Annotated in this window: 24 protein-coding genes; 13 read left to right on the top strand and 11 right to left on the bottom strand. The window is 51.8% G+C overall.

What is annotated here, in order from left to right; translation table 11 throughout:
• Positions 1 to 6: 6 nt before the first annotated feature.
• The 4 genes from OGX92_RS11980 to clcB all read left to right on the top strand — a co-directional run bounded on the left by OGX92_RS11980 (position 7) and on the right by clcB (position 3,549).
• Positions 7 to 624, top strand: coding sequence for a DMSO/selenate family reductase complex B subunit (locus tag OGX92_RS11980; RefSeq protein ID WP_126957146.1), 618 nt, complete (start codon positions 7 to 9; stop codon positions 622 to 624).
• A 1-nt stretch (position 625) separates the two neighbouring features.
• A complete protein-coding gene (locus OGX92_RS11975) occupies positions 626 to 1,480 on the top strand; it encodes a dimethyl sulfoxide reductase anchor subunit family protein (RefSeq protein ID WP_286586588.1) in 855 nt (284 codons plus the stop codon).
• A gap of 42 nt (positions 1,481 to 1,522) precedes the next feature.
• Positions 1,523 to 2,137, top strand: a complete 615-nt coding sequence (dmsD, locus tag OGX92_RS11970) for a Tat proofreading chaperone DmsD (protein ID WP_063941575.1) — start codon at positions 1,523 to 1,525, stop codon at positions 2,135 to 2,137.
• Positions 2,138 to 2,259: 122 nt separating this feature from the next.
• Positions 2,260 to 3,549, top strand: coding sequence for a voltage-gated ClC-type chloride channel ClcB (gene clcB, locus OGX92_RS11965; protein WP_286586587.1), 1,290 nt, complete (start codon positions 2,260 to 2,262; stop codon positions 3,547 to 3,549).
• Here clcB and bioD read toward each other — a convergent pair.
• From bioD to ynfL, 3 genes are all read right to left on the bottom strand, one after another.
• Positions 3,505 to 4,200, bottom strand: a complete 696-nt coding sequence (gene bioD / locus OGX92_RS11960; RefSeq protein WP_003832889.1) for a dethiobiotin synthase — start codon at positions 4,198 to 4,200, stop codon at positions 3,505 to 3,507. The two genes, clcB and bioD, sit on opposite strands and share 45 nt — an antisense overlap.
• Before the next feature lie 125 nt (positions 4,201 to 4,325).
• Positions 4,326 to 5,546, bottom strand: a complete 1,221-nt coding sequence (gene mlc / locus OGX92_RS11955) for a sugar metabolism global transcriptional regulator Mlc (RefSeq protein WP_003832888.1) — start codon at positions 5,544 to 5,546, stop codon at positions 4,326 to 4,328.
• A 128-nt stretch (positions 5,547 to 5,674) separates the two neighbouring features.
• Positions 5,675 to 6,574: a multidrug efflux transcriptional activator YnfL/SxtR(Kp) gene (ynfL, locus tag OGX92_RS11950; RefSeq protein WP_003832887.1), complete on the bottom strand. Its 900-nt coding sequence runs from the start codon at positions 6,572 to 6,574 to the stop codon at positions 5,675 to 5,677.
• Positions 6,575 to 6,681: 107 nt separating this feature from the next.
• Between ynfL and ynfM the strand changes: the two genes are divergently transcribed.
• Positions 6,682 to 7,935, top strand: a complete 1,254-nt coding sequence (gene ynfM, locus OGX92_RS11945) for a multidrug efflux MFS transporter YnfM/SxtP(Kp) (RefSeq protein ID WP_286586586.1) — start codon at positions 6,682 to 6,684, stop codon at positions 7,933 to 7,935.
• A 33-nt stretch (positions 7,936 to 7,968) separates the two neighbouring features.
• Here the strand turns inward: ynfM and OGX92_RS11940 are convergent, their stop codons facing one another.
• The 3 genes from OGX92_RS11940 to OGX92_RS11930 form a co-directional block, all read right to left on the bottom strand.
• Positions 7,969 to 8,655, bottom strand: a complete 687-nt coding sequence (locus OGX92_RS11940; RefSeq protein ID WP_003832885.1) for a CPBP family intramembrane glutamic endopeptidase — start codon at positions 8,653 to 8,655, stop codon at positions 7,969 to 7,971.
• Positions 8,656 to 8,798: 143 nt separating this feature from the next.
• Entirely contained in the window at positions 8,799 to 10,289 is a 1,491-nt protein-coding gene (locus tag OGX92_RS11935) for a sensor histidine kinase (RefSeq protein ID WP_286586585.1), read from the bottom strand.
• Entirely contained in the window at positions 10,286 to 11,008 is a 723-nt protein-coding gene (locus OGX92_RS11930) for a winged helix-turn-helix domain-containing protein (RefSeq protein WP_008784719.1), read from the bottom strand. Before OGX92_RS11930 ends, OGX92_RS11935 begins: the two co-directional genes overlap by 4 nt.
• Before the next feature lie 188 nt (positions 11,009 to 11,196).
• Here OGX92_RS11930 and msrP point away from each other — a divergent pair, with 188 nt between their 5' ends.
• The 6 genes from msrP (at position 11,197) to OGX92_RS11905 (ending at position 15,988) form a co-directional block, all read left to right on the top strand.
• The gene (msrP, locus tag OGX92_RS11925; protein ID WP_003832879.1) at positions 11,197 to 12,201 is read left to right on the top strand and encodes a protein-methionine-sulfoxide reductase catalytic subunit MsrP; all 1,005 of its coding nucleotides are present in this window, start codon (positions 11,197 to 11,199) and stop codon (positions 12,199 to 12,201) included.
• Positions 12,202 to 12,828, top strand: coding sequence for a protein-methionine-sulfoxide reductase heme-binding subunit MsrQ (gene msrQ, locus OGX92_RS11920; RefSeq protein ID WP_149335349.1), 627 nt, complete (start codon positions 12,202 to 12,204; stop codon positions 12,826 to 12,828). It begins immediately after the preceding gene.
• 47 nt (positions 12,829 to 12,875) lie between these two features.
• Positions 12,876 to 14,363 carry a carboxypeptidase M32 gene (locus tag OGX92_RS11915; RefSeq protein WP_286586584.1) on the top strand — a complete coding sequence of 496 codons (1,488 nt, stop codon included), beginning with the start codon at positions 12,876 to 12,878 and terminating at the stop codon, positions 14,361 to 14,363.
• 137 nt (positions 14,364 to 14,500) lie between these two features.
• Positions 14,501 to 14,896, top strand: a complete 396-nt coding sequence (asr, locus tag OGX92_RS11910; protein ID WP_048214236.1) for an acid resistance repetitive basic protein Asr — start codon at positions 14,501 to 14,503, stop codon at positions 14,894 to 14,896.
• An 86-nt stretch (positions 14,897 to 14,982) separates the two neighbouring features.
• Positions 14,983 to 15,066, top strand: coding sequence for a small membrane protein YdgU (gene ydgU, locus OGX92_RS23590; RefSeq protein ID WP_049259791.1), 84 nt, complete (start codon positions 14,983 to 14,985; stop codon positions 15,064 to 15,066).
• Between the two features lie 100 nt (positions 15,067 to 15,166).
• On the top strand, positions 15,167 to 15,988 hold the full coding sequence (locus OGX92_RS11905; RefSeq protein WP_206159522.1) for a trypsin-like serine peptidase: 822 nt from the start codon (positions 15,167 to 15,169) through the stop codon (positions 15,986 to 15,988).
• A 34-nt stretch (positions 15,989 to 16,022) separates the two neighbouring features.
• On the opposite strand, the gene mdtI is transcribed toward OGX92_RS11905, so the two are convergent.
• The 3 genes from mdtI to OGX92_RS23585 form a co-directional block, all read right to left on the bottom strand.
• A complete protein-coding gene (mdtI, locus tag OGX92_RS11900; protein WP_003832870.1) occupies positions 16,023 to 16,352 on the bottom strand; it encodes a multidrug/spermidine efflux SMR transporter subunit MdtI in 330 nt (109 codons plus the stop codon).
• Positions 16,339 to 16,704, bottom strand: a complete 366-nt coding sequence (mdtJ, locus tag OGX92_RS11895) for a multidrug/spermidine efflux SMR transporter subunit MdtJ (RefSeq protein ID WP_164084800.1) — start codon at positions 16,702 to 16,704, stop codon at positions 16,339 to 16,341. The genes mdtI and mdtJ overlap by 14 nt, the downstream gene beginning before the upstream one ends.
• 107 nt (positions 16,705 to 16,811) lie before the next feature.
• Positions 16,812 to 16,982: a protein YdgV gene (locus tag OGX92_RS23585; protein WP_087050578.1), complete on the bottom strand. Its 171-nt coding sequence runs from the start codon at positions 16,980 to 16,982 to the stop codon at positions 16,812 to 16,814.
• A 138-nt stretch (positions 16,983 to 17,120) separates the two neighbouring features.
• On the opposite strand from OGX92_RS23585, the gene OGX92_RS11890 reads away from it, so the two are divergent.
• Complete coding sequence (locus OGX92_RS11890; protein ID WP_286586583.1) at positions 17,121 to 18,155, top strand: AI-2E family transporter; 1,035 nt, start codon at positions 17,121 to 17,123, stop codon at positions 18,153 to 18,155.
• 31 nt (positions 18,156 to 18,186) lie between these two features.
• On the opposite strand, the gene OGX92_RS11885 is transcribed toward OGX92_RS11890, so the two are convergent.
• Positions 18,187 to 19,383 carry a multidrug effflux MFS transporter gene (locus OGX92_RS11885; RefSeq protein ID WP_126957137.1) on the bottom strand — a complete coding sequence of 399 codons (1,197 nt, stop codon included), beginning with the start codon at positions 19,381 to 19,383 and terminating at the stop codon, positions 18,187 to 18,189.
• 262 nt (positions 19,384 to 19,645) lie between these two features.
• Between OGX92_RS11885 and OGX92_RS11880 the strand changes: the two genes are divergently transcribed.
• Entirely contained in the window at positions 19,646 to 20,497 is an 852-nt protein-coding gene (locus OGX92_RS11880; protein WP_286586582.1) for an aldo/keto reductase, read from the top strand.
• 41 nt (positions 20,498 to 20,538) lie between these two features.
• Here the strand turns inward: OGX92_RS11880 and pntB are convergent, their stop codons facing one another.
• Positions 20,539 to 21,927: a Re/Si-specific NAD(P)(+) transhydrogenase subunit beta gene (gene pntB / locus OGX92_RS11875; protein ID WP_126318168.1), complete on the bottom strand. Its 1,389-nt coding sequence runs from the start codon at positions 21,925 to 21,927 to the stop codon at positions 20,539 to 20,541.
• Between the last annotated feature and the right edge of the window lie 7 nt (positions 21,928 to 21,934).

Raw genomic sequence — 21,934 nt, 5'->3', positions numbered from 1 at the left:
TAACCCATGACAACTCAGTATGGATTTTTTATTGATTCCAGTCGTTGCACCGGGTGCAAAACCTGCGAGCTGGCCTGCAAAGACTACAAAGACCTCACTCCTGACGTCAGTTTCCGGCGGATTTACGAATACGCAGGTGGTGACTGGCAGGAAGACAACGGCGTCTGGCACCAGAACGTTTTTGCCTACTATCTCTCCATCTCATGTAACCACTGCGAGGATCCGGCCTGCACCAAGGTTTGTCCAAGTGGTGCGATGCATAAGCGTGAGGATGGTTTTGTGGTGGTCGATGAAGACGTGTGCATTGGCTGTCGCTACTGTCATATGGCCTGCCCGTACGGTGCGCCACAGTACAATGCTGCGAAAGGACATATGACCAAGTGTGATGGCTGCCATGAACGCGCGGCAGACGGCAAAAAGCCCATCTGCGTCGAGTCCTGTCCGCTGCGTGCGCTGGATTTTGGCCCCATCGACGAACTGCGCAAAAAACATGGTGAACTGGCTGCCGTCGCCCCGCTGCCGGGTGCGCACTTCACCAAACCAAATATTGTGATCAAACCAAACGCCAATTGCCGCCCGACCGGGGATACCACGGGTTTTCTGGCTAATCCAAAGGAGGTGTAAAATGGGAAATGGATGGCATGAATGGCCGCTGGTACTGTTCACGGTGCTGGGACAGTGCGTAGCCGGGGCGCTGATCGTAAGTGGTTACGGCTGGCTGACCGCTAAGGATGGGCTGGTAAAACGACGTATCGTTCGCAGTATGTTTTTTCTCTGGCTGGTGATGGGCATCGCCTTTCTCGCCTCGATCATGCATTTAGGTTCGCCGCTGCGCGCGTTTAACTCACTGAACAGAATTGGCGCATCGGCGCTGAGTAACGAAATCGCCGGTGGTTCACTGTTTTTCGCCGTCGGGGGCTTGTGGTGGCTGGTGGCGTTTCTCGGTAAAATGCCCGCAGCGTTAGGTAAAATCTGGCTGCTGTTGAGCATGCTGCTGGGCCTAGTATTTGTCTTTGCGATGACCAACGTCTACCAGATAGACACCGTCCCAACCTGGTATAACGGCTATACTACACTGGCATTTTTCATGACGATGCTGCTCAGTGGACCGCTTTTTGCCGCTCTGCTGCTGCGTGCTGCAGGTGTTTCTTTTAACGCCGCCAGATTCGCCGGTATCAGCGTGCTGGCCCTGCTGGTGACCGTGGCGGTTATTGTGCTGCAGGGAGTGTCACTCGGCGAGATCCACAGTTCGGTACAATCCGCCAGCGCGCTGGTTCCCGACTACGGCAGTTTACAGGTCTGGCGAGTCCTGCTGCTGGCTGCGGGTCTGGGTTGCTGGATATGTCCGTTGATCCGTTGCAAAGGACCGTCCGTTGGCGGGTTGGCACTCGGATTAATTCTGGTGCTTGTCGGTGAAATCATTGGCCGCGGATTGTTTTACGGTTTACATATGACAGTCGGAATGACTGTCGCAGGTTAACTTTCGGGTGCGGGGCAACCCGCACTGTTCAGGATTGTTTGCATGACCCATTTTTCACAACGAGACAACTTTTCTACTGCAGCGCGTGTGCTCGGCGCGCTGTTTTACTATGCCCCAGACAGTGCCGAAGCTTCGGCACTGGTCAGTGCGTTAAGAACCGATGGCTGGCAGGCGCAGTGGCCGCTTGAAAAGACAACGCTTTCGCCGTTAGCCGCTCAGTTTCAGGCTGAGGCCGATGAGTCTCTCCCGCAGGCCTGGCAACGTCTGTTTGTTGGTCCTTATGCGCTCCCTTCTCCGCCATGGGGATCCGTCTGGCTGGATCGTGAAAACGTGTTGTTTGGCGACTCCACGCTGGCATTACGTCAGTGGATGCGGGACAACGGCATCCAGTTTGCGATGCAGCAAAATGAGCCAGAAGATCACTTTGGTTCGCTGCTGTTGCTGACGGCCTGGCTTGCCGAGAACGAACGCCACACCGAGTGCGAGCAACTGCTGGCCTGGCATCTCTTCCCATGGTCATCACGCTTTCTTAATGTGTTTATCGAAAAAGCCGACCACCCGTTCTACCAGGCGCTGGGTGAGCTGGCGCGTCTGACGCTGGCACAGTGGCAATCACAGTTACTGATCCCGGTAGCCGATAAGCCTTTGTTCCGTTAATTTCGTCACAGGCAGGAATTGTCCTGCCTGTGGTGCATCATCCTGTTGCGCACGCTGAGCTTTTGCTTCTGTTGCCTAATAGCCGCAAAATAGAGCGTCTGAATTTTCCAGTCTGGCCACTCATGCATCATTTACATGCTTACCCTGACCTGCGTGCCATGTTCCGCCGCCTGCTGATCGCCGCGTTGATTGGCGTCCTTGCTGCGCTGGCCGTCGCAGGATTTCGTCATGCCATGCTGCTTCTCGAATGGTTGTTTCTGAGCAACAACACGGGAAGTCTGGTCAACGCAGCGACAAACCTTTCGCCTTTAAGGCGTATGCTGACACCTGCACTCGGCGGTCTGGCGGCTGGATTACTACTGTGGGGTTGGCAAAAATTTAACCGTTTACGTCCGCAGGCTCCCACTGATTATATGGAAGCCCTGCAAACCGACGGACAATTTGACGTCAGTGCAAGCCTGGTGAAATCGCTGGCATCGTTACTGGTCGTCGCCAGCGGGAGCGCCATCGGACGTGAAGGTGCCATGATTTTACTGGCGGCCCTGGCGGCCTCCTGCTTTGCTCAACGCTTTACCCCGCGTACAGAATGGAAGTTATGGATTGCCTGCGGCGCCGCTGCAGGTATGGCTGGAGCCTATCATGCCCCGCTGGCGGGCAGTTTATTTATTGCCGAAGTATTGTTTGGCACGCTGATCCTCGCCTCACTGGGACCGGTAGTGGTATCCGCCGTAGTCGCATTACTCACCACCAATCTGCTTAGCGACAGCAATGCGCTGCTGTATACCGTGCACCTGTCGCGGGAATTACATGCTCTGGAATACGTTATGATTGTCAGCACCGGTCTGGCTGCTGGCATCTGCGGACCGCTCTTCATGTGGTTGATGACCGCCAGCCATAATGTTTTTTTGCGCTTAAAACTCTCACCGCCGTGGCAACTGGCGCTTGGCGGGCTGATCGTTGGCCTGCTTTCATTGCTCACGCCAGCGGTCTGGGGTAATGGCTACAGCGTGGTGCAGTCATATTTACGTTCACCACCGCTGCTGGCCGTGGTTAGCGGGATTTTTATCTGCAAATTACTGGCGGTGCTTGCCAGCAGTGGATCCGGTGCGCCAGGTGGCGTGTTTACGCCAACGCTGTTTGTCGGCTTGTCGGTGGGCATGTTGCTGGGTCAGGTATGGGGATTATGGCTTCCAGGCTCGGATGAAATTGCCATTTTGCTGGGATTAACGGGGATGGCCACGCTGCTGGCGGCTACCACGCATGCACCAATAATGTCGACGTTGATGGTTTGTGAAATGACCGGGGAGTATCGCCTGCTCCCCGGATTACTGATCGCCTGTGTCCTGGCGTCGGTGCTGTCGCGTACGTTACGCCACGACTCTATCTACCGACAGAACGCTGCCGAGCATTGACAGGCGGATGTACTGCGACAGTTCACGCTGCTCTGCACGAGGCAGATAAGGCAGTTCACCGATCAGCGGTGCAGGTAATTTTTTACCCAGCACATCAATGATTTCCGCATAATGCGCCAGCCCAGGGTTAATGCGATTCGCAACCCAGCCAATCAACGGCAGTCCGTCGCTGGCTATCGCCTGCGCGGTGAGGATCGCATGATTAATACAGCCTTCCTGGATACCCACTACCATCAGCACTGGCAGTTGTTCCTGCACCACCCACTCCGATAACGGACGCAGATCGTTCATCAAGCTCCGCCAGCCTCCGGTGCCTTCCACGACAACGTGTTCGACTTTTTCGCTGAGGCTTGCGAGACCGTTGGATAACAGGGTGTAATTGACCGGACCACTATGCGCCACGCTACTTTCATCTTCGCTCAACGCAATTGGGTTAATTGCCTCATAGGGCAGCTCGATAGATGACACACTTTGCAGTACCAGTGCATCTTTGTTGCGCAGACCTTCAGGCGTCTCTTTGCTGCCTTTGGCCACAGGTTTGTAACCTGCAACGCTTTTACCCCCTGACGCTAACGCTTGTAGTAATGCGCGGGAAACCACGGTCTTCCCAACAGAAGTGTCTGTACCTGTAATAAAGAAACGCTTCAGCATCACTAACTCCACCGTTATGCTTTGAAAATATAAGTCAGGAAAATAAAACAGTGGAGAAAGTCTAAGGTATGACGACCAGGATCAGCTTGAGATAGCGCAATTTTTCGTACAACAGTTAAAAAATGTTAACCCTGTAATAGACGAATCAACAAAGAACCGTTATACATCGCGTCCTTCACGAGTGCCGCCCCTGCCATCGTCCCCTGATTGGTAAACTGGGTACTTTCAACGACTATATGCTGACTGTAAGCCGGAAGCGCCTGCTGACGAATGCTGTCAGCGATGGTTGGGAACAAGATATCTGCCGCTTTACTGAGCGGAGAGCCAATCAATATCTTTTGCGGGTTGAACAAATTCACCATGATGGCAAGAATTCGACCGACGTGGGTCCCGACGCCGCTAATGATATCTTTCGCCAATAAATCACCCTGCATGGCCGCCAGACACAGCGCGTCTACCGTTAACGGTTGTCCGTGTAGAGAAGAACTCATTGACTGCTTCAGCCGCACCTGCGCCAATTCGAGCACGCTGTCGACGCTGGCGATTGTTTCCAGACAACCATGGTTGCCGCAGTAGCAGCGTTTACCGTAGGGATCGACCTGCGTATGGCCAATCTCCACCAGGCTACTGCTGCCTGCATGCAGCAAATGCCCGTCAGTGATCACCCCTGCACCCACGTTATGATCGATCACCACCTGAATGACGTCGCGAGCACCACGCGATGCGCCAAAAAGCGCCTCGGCCATCGTCCAGGCGCTGATATCGTGCTGAATATACACCGGCACACCGGTATGGTTCTCAAGCGCTTCGCCCAACGGCATCTCTTTGACATCTTCGTAAAATGGCATGCGATGAACGATACCGTTTTCAGTATCAATAATGCCGGGTAAGGTGATGGCAATGGAGGTTAAGCGCTCCAGCTTTTGCTGGTGGCGGATGAAAAACTGATCGACCTGCGTAATCACGCGATCCAGCAACGGTGTTTCGCTGACCAGCGCCATTTCAAGACAATCTTCAACCACCAGTTTGCTGCTCAGATCGCGTAGCGCCAGAAAAATCTCGCCGCGACTGATACGAATGGATAAGTAGTGCCAGGCTTCCGTTTCGACAACCAGCCCAACGGCCGGACGACCACGGCTACCCGCTTCCTTGATTTCCAGCTCTTGCACCAGATGCGCTTCGAGCATTTCGCGGACAATTTTGGTAATGCTGGCAGGCGCCAATTGTGCCAGGCGAGAGAGATCAATACGCGATACCGGACCCAGCTGATCAATCAGGCGATAAACCGCGCCCGCATTGGTCTGCTTAATTTGATCGATATGCCCAGGCTGACTATCAGCAACCACCACTTACTCCCTTTATTTTCGCGCTCCGAAATAATCTGCGGGCTATGGTGAAGCACTTCAATGGCTTCCGTCAACTTTTTACTTAGCCTTGTGATTTACTGCACATTTTCGCCCATTTTTAAACTAAATTAACCGCCCTGAACGGCCGCCAGCAACTGCTCACGAAAGCGTTGCGCGGCGTGACTTTGCTCATGATGCTTTGGCCACACTAACCACATTTCCGAGACAGCATCTTCTTCCGCTATCGGGATCCAACACATTTCATACAGCTGCACCCGTTTAAAAGAAGCAGGAAGTATAGAAACCCCTAATCCTGCGGCCACCAGCCCAATGATAGTCATCGCCTCACCAACCTCCTGCGCAATCGTCGGTTTCAGTCCATAGCGACGCATCAGGCCCAGAATATCGTCATACAACCCTGTCCCCACATGGGGGTCAAAAAAGACAAATGGCTCATTCGCCAGTTCGGCCAACGTAACCACGGGTTTTTGCGCCAACGGATGCGCACGTGGGATCATTGCCATCAGTGGTTCATGCAGAATGATTTCACGCTCCAGCGTATCCGGTAGCTGCGTATTGCGCAGAAGTCCCAAATCCAGCGTTCCTTCATTGAGCGGGGCAATTTGCTCACGTGTGTTCATTTCACGGGTTTGCATATGCACTGCCGGGTAGCTTTGGCGAAACAGAGATAACGTATCTGAAACCGCTTTGATAAACGGCGCGGACGACGTAAAGCCAATACGCAATTCCCCTGCTTCTCCCAGATGCAAACGCTCAGCCCTGGCGGCGGCTTCATTAACCAGCCCGAGGATCTGCCGACTGTCCGCCAGAAACTGCTTTCCGGCAGAGGTCAGCGCCACGCTACGGTTAGTTCGGGCAAGTAACCGGGCGCCAACCTGCTGTTCAAGGATCTGGATCTGCTGGCTTAGCGGCGGTTGCGAAATGTTTAACCGCGCCGCCGCCCGACCAAAATGCAGCTCTTCGGCAACGGCCACAAAGTAACGTAAATGACGCAGTTCGATATTCATATTTTTAAAATATTATTTGAGATTATTAATATATTAGACAGAATATTGTGATTTTCATACTCTTACGGCTGGTCCTGTAGACGTAATTGAATGAGCAAGGATTTCAAGTGAGCCGTACAACAACTGTCGATACCGCGCCAACAAGCGATGTTGATGAACAGATAGTTCCCCCGCCGGATGGTTTTATCAAACGCGGAACATCCCCATTTATGCGCGTCACGCTGGCGCTGTTTTCCGCCGGGCTGGCGACTTTTGCCCTCCTCTATTGCGTACAACCTATACTGCCAGTGCTTTCGCACGAGTTTGGGGTATCTCCCGCCAGCAGCAGTATTTCGCTTTCCATATCAACGGCGATGCTGGCGATAGGGTTGCTGTTTACCGGCCCACTTTCAGATGCTATTGGCCGCAAGCCGGTGATGGTTACCGCGCTGCTGCTCGCCTCTTGTTGTACGCTGCTTTCAACGATGATGACCAGCTGGCACGGTATTTTAATCATGCGTGCTCTGATAGGACTTTCACTGAGCGGCGTCGCGGCGGTAGGGATGACCTATCTGAGTGAAGAAATTCATCCCAGTTTCGTCGCCTTCTCAATGGGCCTGTATATCAGCGGTAACTCAATTGGCGGAATGAGTGGTCGCTTAATTAGCGGCGTGTTTACCGACTTTTTTAACTGGCGTATCGCGCTGGCGGCGATCGGCTGTTTTGCCCTTGCCTCTGCACTGATGTTCTGGAAAATCTTACCGGAATCCCGTCATTTCAGACCTACGTCGCTGCGCCCGAAAACGTTGTTTATCAACTTCCGCTTGCACTGGCGCGACAAAGGTTTGCCGCTGCTGTTTGCGGAAGGTTTTTTGTTGATGGGGTCGTTTGTCACGCTGTTTAATTACATCGGCTACCGCCTGATGCTCTCCCCGTGGGAGCTCAGCCAGGCGGTTGTAGGTTTGTTATCTGTGGCGTATCTGACTGGGACCTGGAGTTCGCCAAAGGCGGGTTCTATGACCACTCGTTATGGCCGTGGCCCGGTAATGCTCTTTTCAACAGGCGTGATGCTGGTTGGACTGTTAATGACCCTGTTCACATCGCTATGGCTGATCTTCGCCGGGATGCTGCTCTTTTCAGCCGGGTTCTTTGCCGCGCACTCCGTAGCAAGCAGTTGGATTGGACCACGAGCAAAACGCGCTAAAGGCCAGGCTTCTTCCCTGTATCTGTTCAGCTATTATCTCGGATCCAGTATTGCCGGTACGCTGGGCGGTGTGTTCTGGCACAGCTATGGCTGGAACGGCGTGGGCGGATTTATCGCCCTGATGCTGGTGTTGGCGTTGCTGGTCGGTGCGCGTTTGCACCATCGTCTGCACGTATAATCCACGATGCCCGGGTTCCGGGCATCACCTTCATCACCCTGGCTGTAACGTCTGAGCCGCCATCTGCAGAGCAACAACCGTCCCGTTCATCACTATATGCAGCAAAATTGGCATCAACAGACCGTTGCTTTTCAGTCTGGCCAGGATCAACACCTGCGACACAAGAAACAACATCAGCAACGTGCGTAGATCCACATACTGCGTATGCATGATGGCAAAAATGACCGATACCACCACTGACGACAGCCAGGTTTTATTATTGAACCAGTACTGGAACGCGTTGAATAAACAGCCTCTGAAAACAATTTCTTCATAAACTGGCGCGATAAATATCAGGGTCAACGTAGATAACCACAACGCATAACTACTTAAGGATATTTGGCTGGTCACCCACGCTTCAGTTTGTCTGAGACCCAAAATCAATGGCAGGATAAGCTGAATAAACAGCAGCGCCGCGAACAAAATGGCAAACCACCTGGCGTTGAAAATGCCTTTGCCCAGTCCCTCTCTTTTTCTAAAGAAGAAATAATACAGCGGAACCAGCACAACAAATTCCAGCGCAAACAGCAGCGGAAAAAGTAACCCTTTGGCAAGCAGGTCCTGACTCGCGGGGAAAAACAACGGGGTAAACGTGAGGCCAAACATCAGTAAAAACATTGAAAAGCAGCCAGCAACTGCTTTGGTCCTGGCGATATACAGGTTGTCGGCATCCTGTGACATACGATCTCCTTGCGCTCATCGAAGATAAGTTGATGAATTATCTATGCATGATAAAAATTCTCATTATCACTGACAACCTACCAACTTTTACGCAATGCCCATGGGTACAACGCCAAAACCCTCTTTACTCCGGAATTTCACCGTCAGCTACTCAGAGGAGAATCCGCCAGCGGCAACGAGAAACGGAAGCAAGCCCCTGCCGTTGAGCTAACCAGATGGATATCCCCTCCATGCAGCTCGAGCATTCTACGCACGATCAGTAAGCCCAGACCGCCGCGCTCAGCCCGCTGCTCACGGGGAATTAACGCGGTCGGGCGCTGAAACAATACTTCTCGCACAGCTTCTTCTACCCCTGGCCCACTGTCCTGCACTTCGGCTAATAAACGGTCTTCATCACGCCAGACTTTTAGCCGTACTTCGCCTCCGTCAGGCGTATGACGGATAGCATTATCCAGCAAATTCGTCACGACTCTTTCTATCATCGATAAATCGGCATTCACCAGCGGTAACGGCCCCGTTACGTCAAGGTGCAACTGCAAATGACGCGTGGCAACAGGGAGATCAAATTTCTGTGCCACGTCCTGGATCAATTCACCAATAGCAAAACGTTCACGCTGCGGTTTTATACCGCCATGCTCCAGCCTTGCCAGCTCAAACAGCTGTTGTGACAGATGGCGAACTTTATGCCCCTGGCGCAGCGCGATGCTAAGATAATGCCGATTTTCCTCAGGCGTCATCGTATCGGCTTTCAGCGATAGCATTTCCAGATACCCCAACAGTGAAGTCAACGGCGTGCGTAAATCGTGCGAAATATTGGCAATAAACTCTCTGCGCTGACGATCGCTGTCTGCTAATAAATCCCACTGCTGGGCAATTTTCTGCGCTAACTCGATAAACGCATTGTTCAGCAGCGCTATTTCATTCTCCGGTACCGGTTCGGGATTTTTTTGCGCCAGCTGTTTGATGACGCTAATGCTGTCCTGTTCCAGTTTGACCACCTGCCCAGTCAGCCTTTTCACTGGATTCGTCACCGATCGCCACACCAGGAATCCAGCGATTGCACCAGCTAATAAAACCAGTATTAACGTCCAGGCCACGGTATTCCAGAGCGTTTTTTGCCAGGCGGTATTCGCCAGCATATTCAGGTCTTCACCCTGCAGAATAATGTACAAATAGCCATGTAGCTCACCGTTATATAAAACCGGCGCTGCGCTGAATACCTTTTGCTGGCTGCTACGCGGATCGTTGCCATAGACGGGCAACGCATCTGAGTTAAGGAAATCCTGGATCGGCTGCACGCTAATTTTCTGCCGCTGGATATGCCCGGGCGGTGCAGCATCAGCAAGTATTTCACCTGATGGTGAAATCAGATACAGCTCCACGCTGGGGTTGAGCGTCATCAGGTGATTAAACAATCCTTTTAAGGTCTGGCGATTAATCTGCCCGCTGGTATCAATAAGCGACTCACTTTTGACAATCTTGCTCGCCAGCTCCAGCGAGAGCCTTTGCACCATGGCGTCACCATACTGTTTACTGCTGCGGATCTGGACAACACTGACGGTAACCGCACAAATCAGCATAATGGAGGTAAAGACGAGGGTCAGACGCTGGCTCAGCGACAGGCGATAAATCATGGCTGATGCTCCGCGTTAACCGCAGCAAGCTTATAGCCTCGTCCCCAAACCGTGAGAATAATTTCCGGCTCCGCAGCATCCTTTTCAATTTTGGTCCGCAGGCGATTAATATGACTGTTCACCGTATGCTCATACCCTTCATGCTGGTAGCCCCACACCTGATCTAACAGCGCCTGACGCGAAAAGACCTCGCCTGGATGACGGGCGAAAAAATAGAGCAGATCGAATTCGCGCGGCGTTAAATCGAGCGATTTACCATGCAGCCGGACTTCCCGCGCTAATGGGTCAATTTCTACGCCATGAACGGTGATAATCCCCGCCTCCATACGTAAGTTCTGACTCATCGCTTCCTGACGGCGAAACAACGCCTTTACCCGGGCCATCAACTCCAGCACCGAGAAAGGTTTGGCCAGATAATCATCGGCACCCATTTCCAGCCCCAATACACGGTGCGTTTCGCTGGTGCGGGCGCTGATGATAATGACGGGCAAATAAAAACTCATTTGGCGAATGCGACGACAAATCTCCAGCCCGTCGACACCCGGCAGCATCAGATCGAGGATAACGGCATCCCAGACGTGTTTCTCCAGTTGTTCAAGCGCACGAGCTCCGTCTGCCTCATGAACAATTTCGTAACCCTCATCCTTCAGGCTAAGCTGCAAAAGTGAGGCAATATCGCTGTCATCTTCCACCAAAAATATCTTTTTCGCGCCTGCCATCAGTGTCATCCCCCTCTCGTCGTGCTGAAAGCTTACCTCAGGCAAGGGGCGGAAGTTATCACAAAATTTTTAACTTTTCGTGAGGATCCAGGGATACGCATACGCGCAGTATGTCGTTATAGACACGTCAGACATCAACAGGGAAACGTCGCTTGTTTTCCTTAACATGAAAATAAGAAGGATAAGTCATGCTAAAAAAACGTCCACTTCGGGAAGCAGATGTTACAGCCGAGTCAGTATTTTTTATGCAACGACGACAGATCCTCAAAGCACTTGGGATAGGTGCTGCTGCGGCCACGCTGTCCTCCCCCACACAGGCTAATTTGCTGGATTGGTTTAAAGGCAACGATCGTCCACCGGCCCCCGCAGGCAAAGCGCTTGAGTTCACAAAGCCCGAGCGCTGGCAAAACAGCCTGTCACTGACGCCAGAAGACAAGGTGACGGGCTACAACAATTTCTACGAATTTGGTCTGGATAAAGCCGATCCTGCCGCCAATGCCGGTAGCCTGAAAACCGATCCCTGGACGTTAACCATCAGCGGTGAGGTCAACAAACCTTTAACCTTGGATCATGATGCGCTGACCACACGCTTTCCATTAGAAGAGCGTATTTATCGGATGCGTTGCGTTGAGGCCTGGTCGATGGTTGTGCCGTGGGTGGGTTTTCCGTTGCATAAATTACTGGCGCTGGTTGAGCCAACCAGTCACGCCAAATACGTCGCTTTTGAAACACGCTACGCCCCTGATGAAATGCCGGGTCAGAAAGACCGCTTTATTGGCGGTGGGTTGAAATATCCCTATGTCGAAGGTCTGCGGTTGGATGAGGCTATGCACCCACTCACACTTCTCACCGTAGGCGTATATGGCAAAGCATTGCCGCCGCAAAACGGGGCGCCGATACGCCTGACCGTGCCCTGGAAATACGGCTTCAAGGGCATTAAATCGATAGTCAGTATCAAGCTGACGCGTGAGCAGCCACCGACGACCTGGAATATGTCAGCACCGAATGAATACGGATTTTACGCCAACGTAAATCCGCAGGTCGATCATCCTCGCTGGTCTCAGGCTACTGAGCGTTTTATCGGTTCGGGTGGCATTCTCGATGTACAGCGACAGCCCACGTTACCTTTTAATGGTTATGCCGATGAGGTGGCATCGTTATATCAGGGCATGGATCTTCGGGAGTATTTTTAAGTGAGGTTGACTGCAAAACAGATAACCGGTCTGAAAGTGCCGCTGCATCTCGCCGGTTTTTTACCCCTGCTATGGCTCTTCTGGGCCGCGCAGCATGGCGGGTTAGGCGCCGACCCGGGAAAAGATATCCAGCACTTTACGGGCATTACCGCGCTGAAGTTTTTGCTGGCTACCCTGCTGGTATCGCCGCTTGCTCGCTATGCAAAGCAGCCTTTGTTGTTTCGTACCCGGCGGTTGTTAGGTTTATGGTGCTTTGCATGGGCCACACTGCATATAACCAGCTATGCTCTGCTGGAACTGGGTATACAAAACCTGGGATTGTTGGGTCGTGAACTGGTTTCACGCCCATGGCTAATGCTGGGTATGGCCGGTTGGATTATCTTATTCCTGTTGACGTTGACCTCGACACAAGCCGCTCAGCGTAAAATGGGCAAACGCTGGCAAACATTGCACAACTACGTCTACCTGGCAGCCATTTTGCTACCGCTGCATTATCTGTGGTCGGTAAAAGTGTTATCACCGCTCCCTATTATCTACGCCATCTGTTTTGTGGTTCTGCTGGCTTTTCGCTATAAAAAGCTGTTACGGAAAACCGGGTACAAAGGTGTGTTTATGAAAAGTGAGTGAATCACGGTAAACTTCTTAACCACACCTAAACAGAACGAGAACAAAAAATGAGTAACAATGATAATTACCATCAGCTCACCCGCACGTTCCAGCGGCTCTCTCGCTTCTCCCACCTCTCGGCAATCGCCAGTTGGGACATGTTTACCATGATGCCGCCAGGAGGCAGTAAAGCCCGAGGCGAAGCGTTGGCCGAGCTGAGCGTGCTTGAACACCAACTGTTAACTGACCCGAAAGTGGCAACGTGGATCGCCGCAGCGCAACAGGAAGACCTCAACGATGTAGAACAGGCGAACCTGCGCGAAATGTCGCGATTGCATCACCAGGCATCCTTGTTGCCCGAATCGTTGGTAGAAGCAAAATCTCTTGCGGGAAGTCGCTGTGAACATGCCTGGCGTAGCCAGCGACCAGCTAATGACTGGGAAGGATTTTCCGATAACCTGAAAGAGGTTGTGAAGTACAGCCGCGAAGAAGCCCGACTGCGCGCAGAAGCTAAAGGTTGTTCGCCGTATGACGCGCTACTGGACATCTTTGAACCAGGAATGACCAGCGCTCAGTTGGATGTCCTTTTCGCAGACGTTAAAAGCTGGCTGCCCGATCTGCTGAACAAGGTGGTGGCAAAGCAGTCTCAGCTGTCGCTCATCGCCCCGGTGGGTCCTTTCCCAACCGCAATCCAGCGGAAGCTGGGCCTTGAAACGATGGCACAACTCGGTTTCGACTTTACCGCTGGTCGGCTGGATATCAGTGCACATCCTTTCTGTGGCGGCGTACCAGAAGATGTTCGCATTACCACCCGCTATGATGAAAACGAATTACTCAGCGCGCTGTTTGGCGTGATCCATGAAACCGGTCACGCGCGCTACGAGCAAAACCTGCCACGCAGCTGGTCTGGGCAACCTATTGCTCTGGCACGCTCAACCGCCATTCATGAGTCCCAGAGTCTGTTCTTTGAGATGCAGCTGGGACGCAGTAAAGCCTTTCTGATGCGGTTGATTCCGACTGTAACGCGCCACTTTGGCGATCAGGCAGCGTTTGAAGAAAGCAATTTCATCGCCTGGATCCAGCAGGTCAAGCCCGGGTTTATCCGTGTTGATGCCGACGAGGTAAGCTATCCCGCTCACGTGATCCTGCGTTATGAAATCGAACGTGCGCTTATTAATGGCGATATTGAAGTGGATGATATCCCGGCATTGTGGAACGAAAAAATGCAGTCCTGGTTGGGGCTGTCAACGATCGGAAACTATCGTAACGGCTGTATGCAGGATATTCACTGGACCGATGGCGGCTTTGGCTACTTCCCTTCCTACACCCTGGGCGCCATGTATGCGGCGCAGTTGTTCAGTGCCGCTAACCGCGCATTGCCTGATTTGAATCAGTCTATTGCACAAGGTGAGTTTGGTCCCCTGTTTGACTGGCTACGTCAGAACATCTGGCAGCATGGCAGCCGTTTTACCACTGAACAGCTTATTACCCAGGCCACCGGCGAACCGCTCAGCAGCCGTTATTTCCGCGCTCATCTGGAAACCCGCTATTTGTAATCTCATACCGTGAGTCATTGTACATATCGTTACACGCCGAAACCAATGACTCACGGAAGCCCTCTGATTACAGCGATATAGTTATTTCAACGGCCCCGCAGTGGGGTTGAATGAAAAACCAAATCGAGGGTATGAGAATGAAAAAAGTATTAGCTCTGGTTGTTGCCGCTGCTATGGGTCTGTCTTCTGCCGCGTTTGCTGCTGAGACAACTGCTACTACCGCTCCGACTGCTGCTGCAACCACCAAAGCAGCGCCGGCAAAAACCACGCATCATAAAAAACAGCACAAAGCAGCGCCGCAGAAAGCGCAGGCTGCCAAGAAACACGCTAAAAAATCCACCACTAAACCGGCTGTAGAACAAAAAGCGCCAGAGCAAAAAGCTCAGGCTGCTAAAAAACACACCAAAAAAGCGGCAACCAAGCCAGCAGCAGAACAAAAAGCACCAGAGCAGAAAGCTCAGGCCGCTAAAAAACACACCAAAAAAGCCGTAAAACACGACACCGCTAAACCAGCAGCTCAACCTGCAGCATAACGCATTTGTAGTCACTATGGCGTCCCCCACGCCATAGCATACGGCGCTAGATCGACCTGATGTAGCGCCGCCTTTCGGAGGGTAAAATGGTGTCACATTACCGCTTTGAGTTCATTCTTATTACTCTGATAATTTGCGCCCTCATCGCCATGCATTTTTATCTTTCCTGAGTGTAGTTATCTGATTTTACTCCCACTTTCTCGCCGTCCCGTCTATAGTATTAACTGAGGGTTTGCTGTTTATAATCATAATTCCCCACCAGAGTGTGATATGCATAAAACCATTGCTGTATTACTGGGCTCAATTTGTTTTTTTCCCGTTGTTGCGCATGCGGATCAGCCAGCAACGACCACCGCTGAAGCAGAAAACATAAAAACGCTGTTTTTTGGTCATGACGATCGCACAAAAGTGACTGATCCAACGCAATCACCATGGGACGCTATTGGGCAACTGGAAACCGCCAGCGGTAATCTGTGTACCGCCACGCTCATTTCACCGCATCTGGCCCTGACTGCAGGACACTGCTTGCTCGCTCCACCGAAAGGCAAACCCGATAAAGCCGTCGCGTTACGCTTTGTGTCGAAAAAGGGTGTCTGGCGCTATGAAATCCATGGAATCGAAGGACGGGTTGATCCCTCACTTGGTAAACGTTTAAAAGCCGATGGAGATGGATGGATTGTGCCGCCATCAGCAGCCCCGTGGGATTTTGGTCTGGTGGTGCTGCGTTACCCGCCTTCCGGAATCACGCCCCTACCATTATTTGAAGGTGATAAAGCGGCGTTAACCGCGGCGTTGAAAACCGCCGATCGCAAAGTCACACAGTCGGGCTATCCGGAAGATCATCTGGACGATTTGTACACCCATCAGGATTGTGTAGTGACCGGCTGGGCGCAGAATACCGTCTTGTCACACCAGTGCGACACGCTCCCGGGCGACAGCGGTTCACCGTTGATGCTGAAGACAGATTCAGGCTGGCAGTTGATTGGCGTACAAAGCTCCGCTCCAGCGGCGAAAGATCGCTGGCGAGCCGATAATCGCGCCATATCCGTGACCGGTTTTCACGATAAGCTGGAAGCGTTGGCGAAGGAGTAACACATGCTGCCCGCATTAACGGGCAGCACGGATATCAGGCAAGTTTAATCATCACCATTCCGGCCAGCAACAGCGCCACGCCAATCCAGCCTTTGTTATTCAGGCGCTGACCAAACAACACCCAACCAGCCGCTAACGTCGCGGCAATCCCAAACCCGCCCCACAAGGCGTAGGCAACAGAAAGGTCAATACCTTTTACCGCCTGCGACAGCGCGCTAAAGGCCGCTAACACGGCAGCCAGCGACAGCACGCCATAAATCTTGCGGCGAAATCCATCTGAAAACTTCAAAAAGACGTTAGCGACTATTTCCAGCACGATGGCCATGCCAAGCCAGGCACCATGAACCCACTCAAACTGCTGCATGGATCACCTCTTTGCTCGTTTTGGCAGGTTTTCGAGTACCAGACTTGATCAGCACAATGCCTAATACCAGCGAGACCAGTCCAGCCACTTTCATCGTGGACAAGGTTTCGTCAAATAACAACACACTAAACAGCGTAATAAATAAAATACCGATACCTTCCCACAAGGCATAGGCCACACCAAGGGCAATTTTTTTAACGGCGAAACTGAGAAAAATATACGATAAGGCGATCATTACCAGCATTAAAATAAAGCCCGAATTACCATGACCGACGCTTGCCCATTTCATTGACAGCGTGCCAGTAATTTCAGCCGCGATGGCCAGACCTAATAATATCCAGTAAAACATGATGCTTCTCCTGCTTGAGAATATAGTCCTTTAGGCCTACTGCATGCAGTAAACCAAAAAATAAAATTAGTTAGCTAAGCGCACAGCGCCAGCTCAGGCAGAAGAAGGGACTAAAGCGCGTTGCGCCAGTGTTGCTCACCCGCAAGCAAGAAAGTGGAGGAGGTACGAAGAAGTGTAGGTAAACGCAAAAACATCCTGAACATATTGTCCATAATATTACAATTATCCGCAGTGTTGCTTCTCATCATCGCGGATGATAATTGTCCTCGGTAGTTAAACACAGATGATTTGTATCATAGCTTCAAGACGAACTCAAAGTCTTTTCACTTCTTTACCTGCCCCGTTTGATTTTTGTTATAACGGCTCGACGCAAATCACATTATTATGCAGATTCAAAAATGAAAAATGCGGGAATACACATGGCGAAACCGATCATCACGCTTAACGGTCTAAAAATAGTCATTATGCTGGGCATGCTGGTTATCATCCTGAGCGGTATTCGCTTTGCCGCAGATATCATCGTCCCCTTTATTCTGGCGTTATTTATAGCCGTTGTGCTCAATCCCGTTGTGCAGCGGATGGTCAAGCTTCGCATACCGCGCGTAATTGCGGTGTCATTGCTTATCGTTATTATTGTAATGTTAATGGTGCTGCTGTTGGCGTATTTAGGTACATCCTTAAATGAACTTGCGCGAACGCTACCGCAATATCGCTCTTCACTGGTTATCCCACTGAAAAATCTTGAACCATGGTTACAACGCGCAGGGATCGGCGTTTCCGTGGACGAACTCGTCAAATATATCGATCCGAACGCGGCAATGACGCTGGTGACCAATTTACTGGCGCAGCTTTCAAATGCTATGTCATCGATATTTTTACTGCTACTGACGGTAGTTTTTATGCTGCTGGAAGTACCGCAACTGCCCAACAAACTCAAACAAATGATGAGTCGCCCCATTGAAGGTATGGCGGCGATTCAACGCGCCATCGACAGCGTCTCCCACTATCTGGTGCTTAAAACGGCAATCAGCATTGTGACCGGGTTGGTCGCCTGGGGCATGCTTGCTGCATTGGATGTGCGCTTTGCCTTTGTCTGGGGATTACTGGCCTTCGCCCTGAACTACATCCCTAATATCGGTTCGGTATTGGCGGCCATTCCCCCTATTGCTCAGGTGCTGGCATTCAGCGGCCTTTACGATGCGCTGGTGGTTCTGGCAGGCTATCTGGTCATCAACCTGGTATTCGGAAATATCCTCGAGCCGCGGATCATGGGCCGCGGGCTGGGGCTGTCTACGCTAGTGGTATTTTTGTCGTTGATCTTCTGGGGCTGGTTGCTCGGTCCTGTGGGGATGCTACTTTCTATGCCGCTGACCATCATCGTGAAAATCGCGCTTGAACAAACCAATGGCGGTCAAAGCATTGCCGTTCTGCTTAGCGATCTGAACAAAGAATGAGTTTTCGCCCCGCCATCGCGGGGCATTTCCTTTATCGTTTCGCGCGAAAAGCCAAAACGGCGCTTAACAGCGTAAATAACGCTATTATCCACGCCATGGTCCAGGGCGTGCCATCACTGAAGGCGGCCAGCAGCAACGATGAGATAATACCGCTGCCATATTGCAACGCGCCAATCAGCGCCGAAGCTGAACCCGCAATGTTCGGTACCGCATCCAACGCCGCAGCAGTCGACGTTGCAGCAATAATGCCATTCATCGAGAAAAACAGAAAAACAGTGATGATAATGGCAACGACGCCACCTGATTCCAGCTTAACCAGCAGCGCAAGCACAACCGCAGCCAGCGCCGCCAGCAGCGTCGCATATTTCAGCAGCTGTTCCAGAGCGTGCCGTTGCACCAGACGGCGGTTAACCACGCTCATCGCCATAACACCGATAATGTTTAGCGCAAACAACCAGCCGTAATGCTGTGGATCAACATGGTAATAGCTAATATAAACAAACGGTGACCCGGTAATAAACGCGTACGCACCGACGTAATAAAACGTCAGGCTCAGGGTATAGCGCATAAAACGCCCATTCGTTAACAACGAACGGTAATTACGAAATGCGCCAGCCAAAGAGGCTTTCACCCGTTTATCTTCCGGCAATGTTTCGGGCAGCCAGTTTAGGGAGATAAACATCAGCGCACCAATCACCACCAGCAGCCAAAAAATAGAGTGCCAGGTGCTCAGGCGAATAATTTGCCCGCCAATCAACGGTCCGGCGATTGGCGCAATCGCCATAACCAACACCAGGGTTGAGAGCATTTGCGCCGCACGAGTACGTGCAAAGAGATCGCGGATCATCGCTCGCGCCAGCATAGGCCCGGTACAGGCTCCAAGCGCCTGAAATACCCGCCAGAAAACAATTTGCGTGATGCTTGTAGACAGCGCACACCCTGCGGAACCAATGATAAATAGCACCATGCCGATAAACAGCGGCTTACGCCGCCCCATATGATCGCTAATCGGCCCCCAAATCAACTGTGCGATAGTAAAACCAATTAAGAAACCAGTAATCGTCAGCTCAACATTGCCATGTAAATCCTCGGCCATCGTCGGCATTGCTGGAAGATAAATATCGGTAGAAAGCGATGTAAAGGCCATCAGGCCACTGAGGATCAGAATAAAAGTAAGACCGGTCTGGCTTGCGGTAGTTACCGGTGAGGCATGTTCACGTGTACGCATAGTGCCCTGTCATGTTCTAAAAAGTCAGGTCGCAGTATATAGACAACGTATTGCCGTGATTAGACGGTTAAAACCGCATGAGTTTATGAACTGAAATCATGAATGGTGAAATCATTGGCGTCATATTTTGTGACTGACTTCCAACAATTACCTTTCAGAAATGAATTCTACTCATAGGTCCATGCGAATTTCACAGACTAATCGTATCAACACAGATTTGCTAATCTGCAGCCAATGCAACGATGATGCTCAGGAGAACCCAATGAATACAACAGTTTTGAATAACGGTGTTGAGATGCCCCGGCTCGGATTTGGCGTTTATCAAATGACCGATGCCAGCGAATGTGAGCAAGCCGTACGGGATGCCATTGATACAGGATATCGCCTGATTGATACCGCTGCCTCCTACCAGAATGAAACTCAGGTCGGCAACGCACTTAAGCAAAGCGGAGTCCCCCGCGAGGCGCTTTTTGTGACTACAAAACTGTGGTTACAGGATACCAACTATGCAGGCGCAAAGGCGCAATTCGCACGTTCTCTGCAACGGCTTCAACTGGATTATATTGACCTTTATTTGATTCATCAGCCCTATGGCGATGTGCACGGTGCCTGGCGTGCGATGGAAGAATTATATGAAGAAGGGAAAATCCGCGCGATTGGCGTGAGTAACTTTCATCCGGATCGTCTGGCGGATTTAATCGCTTTCAATCGCATTATCCCAGCCGTTAACCAAATTGAGGTGAATCCTTTTCATCAGCAGCCGCATGCAGTAGCCTGGATGCAGAGCCGGAATATTCAACCGCAAGCCTGGGCACCGTTCGCTGAAGGACGCAATGACCTGTTTCAGAACCCAGTCTTATCGGCTATTGGTGAAAAATATGGCAAAAGCGTTGGTCAAGTCGTGCTGCGCTGGATTTATCAACGTGGGATTATTTCGCTGGCGAAAACCGTGCGTAAAGCGCGGATGGCCGAGAATATTCAGGTGCTGGACTTTGCCCTAACGGCGGAAGAGATGACGCAAATTGCCGCGATGGACAGCGGAACCAGCGCGTTCTTCTCGCATCGCGATCCGGCTCGTGTGGAATGGATCACCCAGCGTAAACTGGATGTTTAAAAAAACGGCCTCCGCAGAGGCCGTCTTACTTTTACTGGCAATTACAGCGCTTTCAGGATCGCATCCACGCTAGCTTTGGCATCACCAAACAGCATATGGGTGTTATCTTTAAAGAACAGCGGGTTCTGCACACCTGCATAGCCAGTGTTCATCGAACGTTTGAACACGATGACGTTCTGCGCTTTCCACACTTCCAGTACCGGCATGCCGGCGATTGGGCTGCGTGGGTCATCCTGCGCCGCCGGGTTTACCGTGTCGTTGGCACCAATAACCAGTACGGTATCGGTATCGGCGAAATCATCGTTGATCTCATCCATTTCCAGCACGATGTCATAAGGTACTTTGGCTTCCGCCAGCAGCACGTTCATATGACCTGGCAAGCGCCCTGCTACCGGGTGAATACCAAAACGCACTTTGATGCCGCGCGCGCGCAGTTTCTCAGTGATTTCCGCGACCGGATACTGTGCCTGAGCCACTGCCATGCCGTAGCCCGGGGTGATGATCACGGAGTGCGAGTTCTTCAGCATTTCTGCTGTGTCTTCCGCAGTAATCTCACGATGTTCACCCACTTCTTCATCAGACCCGGTAGAAGAACCGTCAGAACCAAAGCCACCCGCAATAACGCTGAAGAATGAACGGTTCATCGCCTTACACATAATGTAAGACAGGATCGCACCAGAAGAACCGACCAGCGCACCGGTAACGATCAGCAGATCGTTGCTCAGCATGAAGCCCGCTGCCGCCGCCGCCCATCCTGAATAGGAGTTAAGCATTGACACGACAACCGGCATATCCGCACCGCCGATGGAGGCCACCAGATGCCAGCCAAAGGCCAGTGCAATAATGGTCATCACCAACAGTGCCAGAACCTGCAGGCCCACGCTTTCGGTACGAACAAACACCACCAGCAGCAGGAAAGAAATAACCAGCGCCGCCAGGTTCATTTTGTGACGATTCGGCAGCATCAGCGGTTTAGAGGAAATCTTGCCGCGCAGTTTGCCAAAGGCCACCACAGAACCGGTAAAGGTTACCGCACCGATGAAGATACCCAGGAACACTTCCGTCAGGTGAATGTTCACCAGAATCGGTTCCAGGCCCGTATCGTGATACAGGTAGCTGTTGAAACCCACCAGTACCGCAGCCAGACCGACGAAGCTGTGCAGAATCGCCACCAGCTCCGGCATCTCGGTCATTTCGACTTTCTTCGCCAGACGAATACCAATCGCGCCGCCAATGATCATCGCCACCAGGATCCACGCAACGTTGCCGGTATCCGGACCAAAAATCGTAGCAATCAGCGCAATCGCCATCCCGGCGATGCCGTAGTTGTTACCCTGCTGAGAGGTTTCGTGTTTCGAAAGCCCCGCCAGACTAAAAATAAACAGGATCGCGGCAACAATGTATGCAGCTGTAACTAATCCTCCAGACATATGTTAC

Origin of the sequence: Citrobacter sp. Cpo089 (genome assembly GCF_030332695.1) — a bacterium.
In the GTDB taxonomy this organism is placed as follows: Bacteria; Pseudomonadota; Gammaproteobacteria; order Enterobacterales; family Enterobacteriaceae; genus Citrobacter; species Citrobacter portucalensis.
Note: the sequence above shows the minus strand (reverse complement) of the source record. Positions and strands in the feature narration are given on the sequence as shown.

Coding starts and splice junctions, on each gene's coding strand:
- OGX92_RS11975 (WP_286586588.1), top strand. CDS start 626: ATGGGAAATGGATGGCATGAATGGCCGCTGGTACTGTTCACGGTGCTG.
- OGX92_RS11940 (WP_003832885.1), bottom strand. CDS start 8,655: ATGTCACAGGATGCCGACAACCTGTATATCGCCAGGACCAAAGCAGTT.
- OGX92_RS11905 (WP_206159522.1), top strand. CDS start 15,167: ATGCATAAAACCATTGCTGTATTACTGGGCTCAATTTGTTTTTTTCCC.
- clcB (WP_286586587.1), top strand. CDS start 2,260: ATGCATCATTTACATGCTTACCCTGACCTGCGTGCCATGTTCCGCCGC.
- OGX92_RS11915 (WP_286586584.1), top strand. CDS start 12,876: ATGAGTAACAATGATAATTACCATCAGCTCACCCGCACGTTCCAGCGG.
- pntB (WP_126318168.1), bottom strand. CDS start 21,927: ATGTCTGGAGGATTAGTTACAGCTGCATACATTGTTGCCGCGATCCTG.
- OGX92_RS11890 (WP_286586583.1), top strand. CDS start 17,121: ATGGCGAAACCGATCATCACGCTTAACGGTCTAAAAATAGTCATTATG.
- OGX92_RS11880 (WP_286586582.1), top strand. CDS start 19,646: ATGAATACAACAGTTTTGAATAACGGTGTTGAGATGCCCCGGCTCGGA.
- OGX92_RS11980 (WP_126957146.1), top strand. CDS start 7: ATGACAACTCAGTATGGATTTTTTATTGATTCCAGTCGTTGCACCGGG.
- OGX92_RS11930 (WP_008784719.1), bottom strand. CDS start 11,008: ATGGCAGGCGCGAAAAAGATATTTTTGGTGGAAGATGACAGCGATATT.
- mdtI (WP_003832870.1), bottom strand. CDS start 16,352: ATGCAGCAGTTTGAGTGGGTTCATGGTGCCTGGCTTGGCATGGCCATC.
- bioD (WP_003832889.1), bottom strand. CDS start 4,200: ATGCTGAAGCGTTTCTTTATTACAGGTACAGACACTTCTGTTGGGAAG.
- msrP (WP_003832879.1), top strand. CDS start 11,197: ATGCTAAAAAAACGTCCACTTCGGGAAGCAGATGTTACAGCCGAGTCA.
- ynfL (WP_003832887.1), bottom strand. CDS start 6,574: ATGAATATCGAACTGCGTCATTTACGTTACTTTGTGGCCGTTGCCGAA.
- asr (WP_048214236.1), top strand. CDS start 14,501: ATGAAAAAAGTATTAGCTCTGGTTGTTGCCGCTGCTATGGGTCTGTCT.
- OGX92_RS11885 (WP_126957137.1), bottom strand. CDS start 19,383: ATGCGTACACGTGAACATGCCTCACCGGTAACTACCGCAAGCCAGACC.
- dmsD (WP_063941575.1), top strand. CDS start 1,523: ATGACCCATTTTTCACAACGAGACAACTTTTCTACTGCAGCGCGTGTG.
- OGX92_RS11935 (WP_286586585.1), bottom strand. CDS start 10,289: ATGATTTATCGCCTGTCGCTGAGCCAGCGTCTGACCCTCGTCTTTACC.
- ydgU (WP_049259791.1), top strand. CDS start 14,983: ATGGTGTCACATTACCGCTTTGAGTTCATTCTTATTACTCTGATAATT.